The sequence below is a fragment of the Mycobacterium sp. TKK-01-0059 genome (assembly GCF_000709305.1).
In the GTDB taxonomy this organism is placed as follows: Bacteria; Actinomycetota; Actinomycetes; order Mycobacteriales; family Mycobacteriaceae; genus Mycobacterium; species Mycobacterium intracellulare.
The window spans coordinates 1,619,962-1,631,952 of the sequence record NZ_KL446993.1 but is presented as its reverse complement, the minus strand read 5'-3'; the positions used below and the strand labels follow the sequence as shown (position 1 = coordinate 1,631,952).

Genomic DNA, 11,991 nt, shown 5'->3' with positions numbered 1-11,991 from the left:
GTGGATGACCCCGCACGTCCGCCCGGCGCTCAAGGCCGACGTCCGCGAGCTGTCGCGCACGCTGGCCCGCGCGTTCTACGACGACCCGGTGATGGTCTGGCTGATGCCCGAGGCGGACAAGCGCACCGCGGGCCTGAGCCGGCTGTTCGCGACGATGACCCGCCACCATCACCTGGGCCGCGGCGGCGTGGAGGTGGCCACCGAGGATTCGGGCATCGGCGCTGCGGCGCTGTGGGATCCGCCCGGCCAGTGGCAGGAGACGCCCGGTGCGCAGCTGGCGATGACGCCCACGTTCCTGCGGGTGTTCGGTCTGCGCTCGATGCGCGGCCGCGCGGTCCAGGAATTGATGAAGAGCGTGCACCCCGAGGAACCGCACTGGTATCTGGCGGTCATCGGCAGCGACCCGGCGGTCCGTGGCCAGGGATTCGGTCAAGCCCTGATGAGGTCGCGGCTGGACCGCTGCGACGCCGAATACTGTCCGGCCTACCTCGAATCGACCAAATTCGAAAACGTCCCGTACTACGAGCGTTTCGGCTTCACCGTCACCCGCGAGATCGTGCTGCCCGACGGCGGCCCGACGATGTGGGCGATGTGGCGGGCGCCGCGGGCCGTTTAGTCACCCAATCCGGCGGGCAACCGTTTTGGCATGAGCGAGAACCCCCAAGCCGACGATCTGGTCGATCCCGCCGACTTTCCCGAGGAGGGCGGACCGGGCGACACCCTGAACGCGAGCGAAGGAACCGACTCCGACGAACTGCGCAACGACGACGGCGACATCGTCGTCGATCCCCCAGAGGGCTGGAGCGAGGCCAACCGTTTCGGTGTGACGGCGAGAGAAGAACGGGAGGGCGAATCCCTCGACGACCGGCTGGCCGCCGAGGAGCCCGATGTGCCCGATGACATCGAGCCCGTGGACGACGGGCCGCGGCGCGCGCATCGCGGCCAGATCGACGGCACCCCGGAAGACGGTGATTCGCTCTACGACGTGGTCGACGAGTAAGTCAGTGCTCGCCTGTTTACTGCAGCCGATGTGATCAGGGAGTGCTCTGCCACCCGGCGATGCCGGTCGCGATCATCCGCAACTGCTTGACCGCGAGCCGGCGGATGTCCTCGGTCGCCTCCGCGCTCTGCGAATCCTCGATGGCCTCCGCGATGACGATCATGGCGTTGACGAACAGGGTCGCCAGCACGTTGAGATCCTCGGTGGTCCACTTGTTCAAACCGGGGAAACGCGCCAGGTCGGTGGCCAGCTCGGACGTGATCAGCCGGATCTCGGTGCGAATGGCGTAGCGCAGCACGGACAGGCCGCTGTTGCGCTCGCGACCGATCAGCCTCCAGTGCTCGCGCCGGTCGGCCACGCTGGCGACCAGGATCTCGACGGACGACTCGATGACCCGGTTCGGGTCGAGCTTGCCGGCGCGGGCGTCGCGCAAGGTGTCACGCAGGCTGCGAAACGACTCGTCGATCAGGACCAGGCCGAGCGCCTCCATCGATTCGAAGTGGCGGTAAAACGCCGCCGGCACGATCCCGACCTCGCGGGTCACCTCGCGCAGGCTCAGGCTGGAAAAGCTGCGGTCCTGCAAGAGCTTGAGCGCCGCGGCGATGATGGCGCGCCGCGTCGCCTCCTTGCGCTCCTCGCGCGACTGGCTTTCCCGCGAGCGTTCGCGTCCGGAGCCGCGCGCCCGTGAGCTAGGAGTACGGCTGTTCACTGTGTGAACCCTACCACATCGGGCCAGTAAACCCTTGACTACCCGGCCGTTGCGGCCGCACGGTGTACATATGTTCACTCAAAACGCTCAAGCTTCTGGCCGGGTCCTCGCGCGGACGTTCCGGCAGCGCGTGTTGGGTTCGGAGCTCCTAGACCTGCTGACCGGTCCGCACGGCGTCGACCGCTACACCGAGCTCGTCGCACCGACATGGACGCTGGGCGACGCCCGCGCCAAGGTGACCGACGTGCGCCGGACCACACCCCGCAGCGTCACGCTCACCCTGACACCCAACGACACCTTCCTGGCCACCCACACGGTCCGGGCCGGCCAGTACGTCAACCTGACCGTCGAGATCGACGGGCGCCGCCACACCCGCTGCTATTCCCCGGCCAACGCCGAAGGGGCGGCCACCCTCGAGCTGACCATCGGCCGCCACGAGGGAGGGCTGGTCTCGAACCATCTGTACGAACACGCCCGTCCCGGCATGGTGGTCGGTCTGGCCGGCGCCGGCGGCGACTTCACGCTGCCCGGGCCGCGGCCCCGGCGGATCCTGTTCGTCTCCGGGGGGAGCGGGATCACCCCGGTGATGGCGATGCTGCGCACCCTGGTAGCCCAGGGGCATCGCGGCGAGATCGCCTTCGTCCACTACGCCCGCACGCCCGCCGAGGCGTGCTACCGCGACGAGCTGGCCGCGCTGCCGTCGGTGCGGGTGCTGCACGGTTACACCCGCGCCGACGGCGGCGACCTGGCCGGACGCTTCGGCCCGGAACACCTGGCCGCCGCGATGCCCTCACCCGACGCGGTATTCGTCTGCGGCCCAACGGCTTTGGTCGAGTCCGTGCGGGAGCACTGCGACACCGTGTACACCGAAAGCTTCGTCCCTCCGGCCTTCGAAACACCGGCTAACCCGTCAGGAGGGCGAGTCACGTTCTCCGACAGCGGCGTTGACGTCGTCGACGACGGACGCCCGCTGCTGGAACAGGCCGAATCCGCCGGCCTGTCCCCGGAAAACGGGTGCCGGATGGGCATCTGTCACACCTGCACGCGGCGCAAAACCGCCGGCACCGTGCGCAACCTGGTCACCGGCGCGGTCTCGACCGCACCCGATGAGGACGTGCAGATCTGCGTGTCCGTTCCGGTCGGTGACGTGGACGTCTCGCTGTAGACAACGGACTTGAGAGGAAAAGCCATGACACCCAACAAGATCACCCTGACACCCGAGCAGGCCGAAAATTTCGGCCGCGAGCTCGACGCCATCAAAGAGCGCGTGATGGCGGACCTCGGCGAAAAGGACGCCGACTACATTCGCCGCGTCATCAAGACCCAGCGTGCGCTGGAGGTCGGCGGGCGCGTGCTGCTGTTCCTGCCGCCCGCGTGGCTGCTGGGCACCGGCATGCTCGGCATCGCCAAAATCCTGGACAACATGGAGATCGGCCACAACATCATGCACGGCCAGTACGACTGGATGCGTGACCCGGCGATCTCCGGCCGCACTTTCGAGTGGGACACCGCGTGCCCGGCCGATCAATGGCGGCACTCGCACAACTACATGCACCACACCCACACCAACATCGTGGGAATGGACCGCGACATCGGCTACGGGATCCTGCGGATGAGCGAGGACCAGCGCTGGCAGCCGTACTTCCTGGGCAACCCGCTGTATGCCTTCCTGCTGATGGTGCTGTTCCAGTACGGCGTCGCGCTGCACGAACTGGAAACCGAGCGGATCCGCTCCGGCGAGATCCGCCTCGAGGACAAGCGCGAGGTGCTGCGCGCCATCTGGCGCAAGACCCGGCGGCAGACGCTCAAGGACTACGTCGCCTTCCCGCTGCTGGCCGGCCCGTTCGCGCCGTTCGTCTTCACCGGCAACCTCACGGCCAACCTGATGCGCAACGTGTGGTCGTACATGATCATCTTCTGCGGCCACTTCCCCGACGGCACACAGGAATTCACCGTCGAGGAAACCCGGGACGAGTCGCGCGGCATGTGGTACTTCCGCCAGGTCCTCGGCTCGGCGAACCTCACCGGCGGCCGGCTCTTTCATCTGCTCTCCGGCAACCTCTCCCACCAGATCGAGCACCACCTGTTCCCGGACATGCCGGCCCGCCGCTACGCGGAGATCGCGCCCGAGGTGCAGGAGATCTGCGAGCGCTACGGCATCCCGTACAACCGCGGTCCGCTGCTGCGGCAGTTCGGCACCGTCGTCCGCAAGATCGTCAGGCTGACCTTCCCGGACAGCTGGCGACCGAAGGGCGGCGCCGACGCGCCCGCCGCCCGCGAGCCGGTCGCCGCGTAACTCGGTGCCGTCCACGCATTGCCTTGCGCCGGACGAGGGGGACAATGAGGTCCGTGGAATGGACCGGCGCGCGCTACGCGGACACCCCGACGGTGGAGGCCTCGACGTGGATCGACGCCGACCCGCAGCGGGTCTGGAGCCTGGTCTGCGATATCGAGCTGATGCCCGCGGTCAGCAACGAGCTCCAGGCCGTGGAGTGGGCCGAGGGATCGGACGGCCCGCGGGTCGGCGCCCGCTTCGTCGGACACAACGAGCACGAGGCGTTCGGGCAGTGGAGCACCACGTCTGAGATCGTCGCGTGCGACGAGCCACGCGAATTCGCCTGGGCCGTCGGCGGTCCCGATAACCCGGCCTCGATTTGGCGATTCCGGCTGGCGCCCCGCGACGGCGGCACGGCCCTGAACTACTGGATGCAGATGGGGCCGGGACGTTCGGGGTTGTCGACCGCGATCGACTCGATGCCCGACAAGGAACAGAAGATCGTGTTCGTGCGGATGCGGGAGTTCGAGGCCGCGATCGGAAAGACCCTGGCCTCGATCAAACGGCTGGCCGAGCACGGAGTGCGGTGATGCGGACCGCCACCACGGTGGAGTTCTCCGGTACCGGGGACGACGCCGGGCAGGCGGTGGCGCTCGCGGTCGAGGCGGAAAAGCTGGGCCTCGATGTGTGTTGGGTGGCCGAGGCGTGGGGCGCGGACGCGGCGTCGGCGCTGGGCTACCTCGCCGCCCGCACCGAGCGGATGCTCCTGGGATCCGGCGTGTTTCAGGTCGGTACCCGCTCGCCCGTCCTGATCGCCCAGACCGCGATCACGCTCGCCAATCTGTCGAACGGGCGGTTCCTGCTCGGGTTGGGCGCCTCGGGCCCGCAGGTGATCGAGGGCCTGCACGGCGTCTCGTTCGACCGGCCGCTGGCGCGCACCTCCGAAACCATCGACATCATCCGGCGGGCGTTCGCGGGCGCAAAGATCTCTTACACCGGTAAGGAATTCGAGCTTCCCCGCCCCGGCGGCGAGGCGGTGCCGATGCGGTTGTCGACGCGGCCGCAGCACCCGATCCCGATCTACTTGGCCACGCTGTCACCGGCGATGCTGCGGTTGACCGGGCGGGTCGCCGACGGGTGGTTGGGCACCAGCTTTGTCCCGGAAGGCGCCGAGGACGCCTATTTCCGCCACCTTGACGACGGCCTGGCGGCCGCCGGCCGCGCCCGGGCCGACATCGACATCTGCCAGGGAGCCGAGGTCGCCTTCGCCGCCGACGAAGGCGAGTTGCGGGGCATGGTCGCGGGCCGCAAGAAGGAGCTCGCGTTCAGCCTCGGCGGCATGGGATCGTCGAGCACGAACTTCTACAACCGGGCCTACGGCCGGCAGGGCTGGGCCGAGGTCGCCGCCGAGGTGCGCGAGCGCTGGCAGCGCGGCGACCGCGACGGCGCGGCCACGCTGGTGACCGACGAGATGGTGCTGGCGACCACGCTGATCGGGACCGAGGAGATGGTGTCCGCGCGCCTCGCGGTGTGGCGCGACGCCGGCGTGAACACCGTGCGGCTCTATCCCGCGGGCGACACGCTGGACGCCAAGCTCGAGACGCTGGGCCGGGCCATCGAGCTGGTCCGCGCGGCTTCGGATTCTTGACGGCCGCCGAACGTGCACTGGTGGCGGGTTTTTCGCGCGTTTTTCGCCCTCGTTACACGCTCGGCGGTTCAGCTGGTCGTCGTCGGCGCGTCGGCCGCCTTGACGAGCTTCACCTCCGGCCGCTGCGGCACGCCGTCGGCGAGGAACCACCGGAAGGCCAGGTTGCCGCGCGGATAGCCCAGCGTGGTCAGGGAATTCGGGTGCGCGGTCTTCGCCCCGGACAGCACGATCGTCACCGAGCCGTCACTGTTGGCGACGGCGCTGTGGCCGTTGATCGAGCAGCGCGCGTCGGGGCCCTCCGCCGCGCCGTAGGTGGCCATGAACTGGTTCCACACCACCATGTTCCAGAACCTGCACGCCGGCGGGCGATGCGTGATCACCAGCGCCTCGTCCTCGTCGAGCACGAAACTGCCATACGAGTAGCAGGCGTCGCGCGCCGACCAGCCGAAGTTGGCGTCCGGCACCTGGTAGGGCTCGGCGAACGTGTTTGCGGCGTGGGCGGTTTCGTGCCCGAGGGCGTGCGTATCGTCGACCCGGTTGCCGACGGCCAGCGGTACGATGGCGAACATGGTTTGCAGCCACGTCGTGACCGCGCGCAGGCGCGCCGCCGTCTCGGCGTCACCGTGGCGGATCGGCGCCGGCTCGTCGAGCGCCTCGATCAGCCAGACAACCGGGCGCCCGGTCAGGGGGTCGGCCTGATAGTCGCGGGTCATCAACACGGCCGCGTCGGCCGTCGGCGGGAATTCGAAGGAGAAGTTGCCGTCGGCGTCGACGTCGAGGTCGGTGTCGCGGAAGATCGCGACCACCCGGTCCGACCACGCCCCGAGCGTCGGCTCGTTGTAGGCGGTGACCGAAAAGTACACGCTGTCACCCTTGTTCCCGCTGATGCGGTAGCGGCGCGCCGGGTCGACCGGGCAGATGTGGTAGTAGGCGTCGGTGTTGTCCCCGCCCCAGCGGCGGTCGCGGCGGAACGGCGTGTTCACCGCGACGAATTGCGGCCGATCGGGTTCGGGGAACAGGTAGGTGTCCAACGCCACGCCCAGCGTGGTGGCGAGCATGCGGTAGCCGTCGGCGATGTGCCGGTCATCGGTGACCGCGCGGTCGCCCTCCAGAAACGAGCGATCAAGGCCGCCAAGGGTTTTCAACAGGTCCTGCCACGCGACCGTCGATTCGTGCGTCATGCGCTGATTCCTTTCAGGAGCAACCGTGTCGTGCGATCGACCCACGCGTCATCGAGCTCGGTGGGGCGGGTGAGCAGGGCGACCAGCGTGATGCCGGCGATGGTCTCGGCCAGTTCCGCGGCGGTGACCTCCGGGCGCACGTCGCCGCGGGCCGCCGCCGCGGCGAGCCAGTCGGCCAGCCCGCCACCGATGACGCCGGCGAAGCGCTCCAGCAGCGCCGAGTGCAGGCTCGGATCCGCGGCCATCTCGCCGATCAGGCCCGGCAGGGCCGCCCGGGCGGACGGAGTGGTGAGGAAAACCATTGTGCGGCGCACCATCTCGCGCAGGCCGTCGGACGTCGAGCCGGTATCCGGGATGGCGGTGCCGGCGCCGATAGGGAACACCGCCTCGTGCACCAGATGCGCCTTGCTGGCCCAGCGGCGGTAGATCGCGGGCTTGCTGGTGCCGGCCCGCTCGGCGATGGCCGACACCAACAGCCCCGGATAACCCGATTCGGCGAGCAGTTCAACCGTCGCGCGCAACACCGCGGCGTCGATACGCGGATCACGGGGCCGGCCAAAATCACCATCCATTACGAAACTTAGAGTAACATAAGTCGCCGTGACCGATGCCGTTCGCTCCGTTTCCCTCGATGACCTGGCCACGCCCCGATTCAGCGCCGAGGGTCAGCAGATCCTCGACATGATGAGCGCGATTGCCCCGCAGTGCCCGTTGGACGCCGACGCGCTGCACGCCCAGGCCAGTGCGGACACCGGCCTGCACGATTTCGGGCCCGACGACTACCGCGAACGGCTCGACGTCTTCCTCGCCGCGCTGCGCGAGATCGACGGGCTGCACGGCGCCGGGACGGTCAACTTCTACGGGCAGCTGCTGCAGATCCTGAAGAACCGGCTGCTGCTGGCCGACCTGCTGCGGCGCCATCCCGAGATCAACGACATCGAACTGACCTCGCCCGTGGTGATCGCCGGGCTGCCCCGCACCGGCACCACGCACCTGCACAACCTGCTGGCGGCGCCACCCACCTTCCGCACCATGCCGTACTGGGAAAGCAACGAGCCCTTCCCGATGCCGAATGAGGTTGGCGTGCAGCCGGATCCGCGGCGGGCACGGATGGACGTCGCGGTCGGGGTGATCAACACGGTGATGCCGCATTTCGCGCTCATGCACGAAATGACCACCGACCACGTCCACGAGGAGATCCAGCTGCTGGCCAACGACGTCTCCACGATGCTGCTGGAGACGCTCGCCGACGTGCCCCGCTGGCGCGACTACTACCAGTCCCACGACCAGACGCCGCACTACGAATACCTGGCCACCCAGCTGCGGGCGATGCAGTTCCTGCGCGGGGGGCGGCGCTGGCTGCTCAAGTCGCCGCAGCACCTCGAACAGGTGCCGGTGCTGGATCGGGTGTTCCCCGATAGCATCGTCGTGTTCACCCACCGCGATCCGGTGCCGGTGGCGCTGTCGATGATCACGATGATCACCTACTCCGCGCGCATGCACCGCTCGCCGGTGCCGGTCGAACAGATCGCCAACTCCTGGATCGACCGCCTCGATCAGATGCTCAGCGCGCTGGTGCGCGACCGCGACACCATCGGCCCGGACCGCTCGGTCGACATCCGGTTCGACGACTTCATGGCCGACGAACTCGGCGTGGCCGAGCGCGTCTACGCCCTGGCCGGCGAGCCCTTCACCGATGAGGCGCGCCAGGCCGTCGCCGGCTACCTGGCGGGCCACCGGCGCGGACGCCTGGGCAACGTCGAAACGTCGTATGAGATGTTCGGCCTGAACGAGCACAGCCTGCGCCGGCGCTTCGCGCCCTATGTGGAGCGGTTTCTGGCCTAACCCTTTCCGAGCCGCTACGTTCTCAACACATGGTCACCATGCCCACGCTGGACGGCGTCGAACACCGCTACGTCGAGCTCGGAAACGGCGTGACGATCCACGTCGCCGACGCGGGCCCGGCGAGCGGGCCGGCGGTGATGCTGGTGCACGGCTTCCCGCAGAACTGGTGGGAATGGCGCGAGCTGATCGGCCCGCTGGCCGCCGACGGGTACCGGGTGTTGTGCCCGGACCTGCGCGGCTCGGGCTGGAGCTCGGCGCCGCGCACCAGCTACCGCAAGGACGAGATGGCCGACGACCTGGCCGGGGTGCTGGATCGGTTGGGCGTCGCGTCGGTCAAGCTGGTGGCCCACGATTGGGGCGGACCGGCCGCGTTCATCATGATGCTGCGCCATCCGGACAAGGTGACCGGCTTTTTCGGGGTGAACACCTCGGCGCCGTTCGTCAAGCGCTCCCCGTCGATGCTGCGCAACGTCTGGCGGTTCTGGTATCAGATCCCAATCTCGTTGCCCGTCATCGGCCCCCGGGTGATCAGCGCGTCGAACCCGCGGTTCCTCCGCCTGCTGGGGTCATGGGTCGGCGGCGGCTACACGCTGCCCGAGGAGGACGTGCGGCTGTACCTCGAATGCATGCGGCAGCCCGGCCACGCCGAGGCGGGGTCGCGGTGGTACCGGTCGTTTCAGACCGGGGAGATGCTGAGCTGGATGCGCGGCGAGTACGACGGGGCCCGCGTCGACGTCCCCGTTCGCTGGCTGACGGGCACCGAAGACCCGGTGATCACGGCCGACCTGACCGAGGGATATGCCGACCACATCAAGGATTTCGAGGTCGAACTGGTCGATGGGGTCGGCCATTGGATCGTCGACCAGCGACCCGATCTCGTGCTGGATCGGGTCCGGGCCTTCCTCGCCGAAAAGTAAACCGGGTGCGGGCTTTTCGGCGCACCTAGTCGACGCCGATGGTGACTTCGGTCGATTTGATGAACACGGTCGCCGGCTGGCCCACCTTGAGCCCGAGGTCGGTCGCGGCGTCCCTGGTGACCGACGACGTGACGACCTGATCGCCGCCGTCGAGCGTCACCTTCACCACGGCCATCACGGTGCCGAGTTCGACCTCGGTGATCTTTCCCCGGAGCTGGTTTCGAGTCGAGAGCCGCATCGCAGAATCCTCCATGTCAGAACGGGCGGGGTCTGCGGTGAGCCTAGCCCCGCCGGGCCGGGCCCGGGATGGCTTGCGACACCTCGATTTACGGCGCCGGACGCGCTCAATGCCGCGGGCCGAGCAGGGCTACGGACGCATCCACCGCCGGTTCCACGATTTCTCGGACCGGTGTTCCGTCTTCGACCGCAAGTGCGGTCAGCTCCCGCAGACCGCCCAGCAGGATCACGGCCAGGGGCGCGGTCAACGGCGGCAGCTTCGCGCGCCGGAACCCGGGACTGGCGCTGAGGTCGATCAACAGGCTGGTCAACAGCTGCAACCCGCGGCGCTGGACCGGGCGAGCGGCCGCACCCAGCGACGGCAACTCACGGATCCAGCTCAACGTGATGGCCGGGCGCGCCTCGATGTAACCGACATAGGCCTCGACCGCCTGCCGGATTTGTGCGTGCCAATCGGCGTCGGGATCGACCGACGCCGCGATCTTCGCGCCCAGTTTCTCGATGTCGACGGCCAGCAACTCGAGGAAGCACTCTTCCTTGCCCGCGAAGTGGTCGTAGAAGGTGCGTTTGGACGTGCGCGCGCAACGGACGACGTCGGCGACGGTGCTGGCGCGATAGCCGCGTTCGGTGATCGACGTGGCCAGGCCGTCGAGGAGCCGGAGGCGGAAAGGATCGACCTCGTCGAGAGCGGGGTCGCCATCCGTTGCTGTCATCGCTGAGGTCACGGCCGGCACCCCCTTTCGGTTCGAAACGCACCTTGTCAGCTTTGGTACTGCAGAGTACCGTACTCGGAAAGGTCCGTGGTACATCGCGGTACCAACTTCGGCCCGGCAGAGGGAGCAATGACGCATGAGTGAACTAGCCACCGTCCCGCCGGCCACGGTTCACTTGCCCCCCGCCGTCCGAAGCCCGAAGCTGGTGCAGGGCATCGGTTTTGCCGTGTCGCGGCGGATGATGATGCGACGCCTGTCACGCCGCTACGGCAACGTCTTCACGCTGCGGCTGCCGATGTGGGGGCGCGTCATCATGGTCAGTGATCCACAGCTGGCCAAGCAGATCTTCACCACCAGCCCAGACGAACTCGGCAACATCCAACCCAATTTGAGCAGACTGTTCGGTCCCGGCTCCGTATTCGGACTCGAGGGCGACGACCATCGCCGGCGGCGGCGGCTGTTGGCGCCGCCATTTCACGGCAAGAGCATGAAAAATTACGAATGCATCATCGAGGAAGAAACGCTGCGCGAGGTGGCCGGCTGGCCGGAGGGCCGCTCATTCGCGACGTTGCCGCCGATGATGCGGATCACGCTGAACGCCATCCTGCGCGCGGTGTTCGGCGCCGAGGGGGCCGAACTCGACGAGCTGCGCAGGCTCATCCCGCCGTGGGTCACCCTGGGCTCACGTCTTGCGGCGCTGCCGAAGCCGAAGCGCTATCCCCGGTTCGGCCCGTGGGGCAGGTTGGACACGTGGCGGCGCCAATACGACATCGTCATCGAGAAGCTGATCGCCGCGGAGCGGGCCGACCCGGATTTCGCCGAGCGGACCGACGTGCTGGCGCTGCTGTTGCGCAGCACCTACGACGACGGTTCCGCGATGTCGCACAAGGACATTGGCGACGAGCTGCTGGCCCTGCTGGCCGCCGGGCACGAGACCACCGCGTCCACGCTGGCGTGGGCATTCGAACGGATCAGCCGGCACCCCGAGCTGTTGGCGAGGCTGGTCGAGGAGGCCGACGGGCCCGGTGACGGCGGCAACGAGCTGCGCCAGGCGACGATCCTCGAGGTGCAACGGGCCAGGACCGTGATCGATTTCGCCGGTCGCCACGTCTACCCCGATGCCTACCGGCTCGGCGAATGGGCGATCCCGCGCGGCTACTCGATCATCGTCGGCATCGCGCAGATACACGACAACCCCGACGTGTTCCCCGACCCCCGGCGGTTCGACCCGCAACGCTTCATCGACACCAAACCGTCGGCGCTGTCCTGGATCCCGTTCGGCGGCGGGACCCGCCGCTGCGTCGGCGCGGCGTTCGCCAACATGGAAATGGACGTCGTGCTCCGGACGGTGCTGCGCCACTTGACAATCGATACCACGGATGCGCCCGGTGAGCGGTGGCATTGCCGCGGTGTGGCGTTCACCCCGAAGGACGGCGGCCGGATCACGGTGCGACGGCGCTGAATTC

The 11,991-nt window shown here is 68.3% G+C and carries 14 protein-coding genes; 9 read left to right on the top strand and 5 right to left on the bottom strand.

Annotated features, from left to right (window positions below):
- Nucleotides 1–4 precede the first annotated feature (4 nt).
- Both K883_RS08020 and K883_RS08015 read left to right on the top strand, forming a co-directional pair.
- Nucleotides 5–616, top strand: a complete 612-nt coding sequence (locus K883_RS08020; protein ID WP_008262103.1) for a GNAT family N-acetyltransferase — start codon at nt 5–7, stop codon at nt 614–616.
- Nucleotides 617–646: 30 nt separating this feature from the next.
- Nucleotides 647–1,000 (top strand): hypothetical protein, encoded by a 354-nt coding sequence (locus K883_RS08015; protein WP_020823860.1) that lies wholly within the window; start codon nt 647–649, stop codon nt 998–1,000.
- A 34-nt stretch (nt 1,001–1,034) separates the two neighbouring features.
- Here the strand turns inward: K883_RS08015 and K883_RS08010 are convergent, their stop codons facing one another.
- Nucleotides 1,035–1,709, bottom strand: a complete 675-nt coding sequence (locus tag K883_RS08010; protein ID WP_008262100.1) for a TetR family transcriptional regulator — start codon at nt 1,707–1,709, stop codon at nt 1,035–1,037.
- A 70-nt stretch (nt 1,710–1,779) separates the two neighbouring features.
- On the opposite strand from K883_RS08010, the gene K883_RS08005 reads away from it, so the two are divergent.
- From K883_RS08005 to K883_RS07990, 4 genes are read left to right on the top strand one after another with little or no spacing between them, the layout of a single operon-like run.
- On the top strand, nt 1,780–2,874 hold the full coding sequence (locus K883_RS08005; RefSeq protein WP_020823859.1) for a ferredoxin reductase: 1,095 nt from the start codon (nt 1,780–1,782) through the stop codon (nt 2,872–2,874).
- Nucleotides 2,875–2,898: 24 nt separating this feature from the next.
- Nucleotides 2,899–4,005: a fatty acid desaturase family protein gene (locus tag K883_RS08000; RefSeq protein WP_020823858.1), complete on the top strand. Its 1,107-nt coding sequence runs from the start codon at nt 2,899–2,901 to the stop codon at nt 4,003–4,005.
- 44 nt (nt 4,006–4,049) lie between these two features.
- Entirely contained in the window at nt 4,050–4,574 is a 525-nt protein-coding gene (locus K883_RS07995; RefSeq protein ID WP_197095504.1) for an SRPBCC family protein, read from the top strand.
- The gene (locus tag K883_RS07990; protein WP_036454168.1) at nt 4,574–5,632 is read left to right on the top strand and encodes an LLM class flavin-dependent oxidoreductase; all 1,059 of its coding nucleotides are present in this window, start codon (nt 4,574–4,576) and stop codon (nt 5,630–5,632) included. Before K883_RS07995 ends, K883_RS07990 begins: the two co-directional genes overlap by 1 nt.
- A 68-nt stretch (nt 5,633–5,700) precedes the next feature.
- Here K883_RS07990 and K883_RS07985 read toward each other — a convergent pair whose 3' ends face one another.
- On the bottom strand, nt 5,701–6,813 hold the full coding sequence (locus K883_RS07985; RefSeq protein ID WP_036454167.1) for a DUF1214 domain-containing protein: 1,113 nt from the start codon (nt 6,811–6,813) through the stop codon (nt 5,701–5,703).
- Nucleotides 6,810–7,385, bottom strand: a complete 576-nt coding sequence (locus K883_RS07980; RefSeq protein WP_020823855.1) for a TetR/AcrR family transcriptional regulator — start codon at nt 7,383–7,385, stop codon at nt 6,810–6,812. The genes K883_RS07985 and K883_RS07980 overlap by 4 nt, the downstream gene beginning before the upstream one ends.
- Nucleotides 7,386–7,413: 28 nt before the next feature.
- Between K883_RS07980 and K883_RS07975 the strand changes: the two genes are divergently transcribed.
- Both K883_RS07975 and K883_RS07970 read left to right on the top strand, forming a co-directional pair.
- Complete coding sequence (locus K883_RS07975) at nt 7,414–8,658, top strand: sulfotransferase family protein (protein WP_020823854.1); 1,245 nt, start codon at nt 7,414–7,416, stop codon at nt 8,656–8,658.
- Nucleotides 8,659–8,687: 29 nt separating this feature from the next.
- Nucleotides 8,688–9,575: an alpha/beta fold hydrolase gene (locus K883_RS07970; RefSeq protein WP_008262085.1), complete on the top strand. Its 888-nt coding sequence runs from the start codon at nt 8,688–8,690 to the stop codon at nt 9,573–9,575.
- Between the two features lie 25 nt (nt 9,576–9,600).
- On the opposite strand, the gene K883_RS07965 is transcribed toward K883_RS07970, so the two are convergent.
- Both K883_RS07965 and K883_RS07960 read right to left on the bottom strand, forming a co-directional pair.
- Nucleotides 9,601–9,813 carry a TOBE domain-containing protein gene (locus K883_RS07965; protein ID WP_008262084.1) on the bottom strand — a complete coding sequence of 71 codons (213 nt, stop codon included), beginning with the start codon at nt 9,811–9,813 and terminating at the stop codon, nt 9,601–9,603.
- A gap of 106 nt (nt 9,814–9,919) precedes the next feature.
- Nucleotides 9,920–10,525: a TetR/AcrR family transcriptional regulator gene (locus K883_RS07960; RefSeq protein WP_008262083.1), complete on the bottom strand. Its 606-nt coding sequence runs from the start codon at nt 10,523–10,525 to the stop codon at nt 9,920–9,922.
- Nucleotides 10,526–10,661: 136 nt separating this feature from the next.
- Between K883_RS07960 and K883_RS07955 the strand changes: the two genes are divergently transcribed.
- Nucleotides 10,662–11,987: a cytochrome P450 gene (locus K883_RS07955; RefSeq protein ID WP_036454164.1), complete on the top strand. Its 1,326-nt coding sequence runs from the start codon at nt 10,662–10,664 to the stop codon at nt 11,985–11,987.
- The last annotated feature ends 4 nt before the right edge of the window (nt 11,988–11,991 follow it).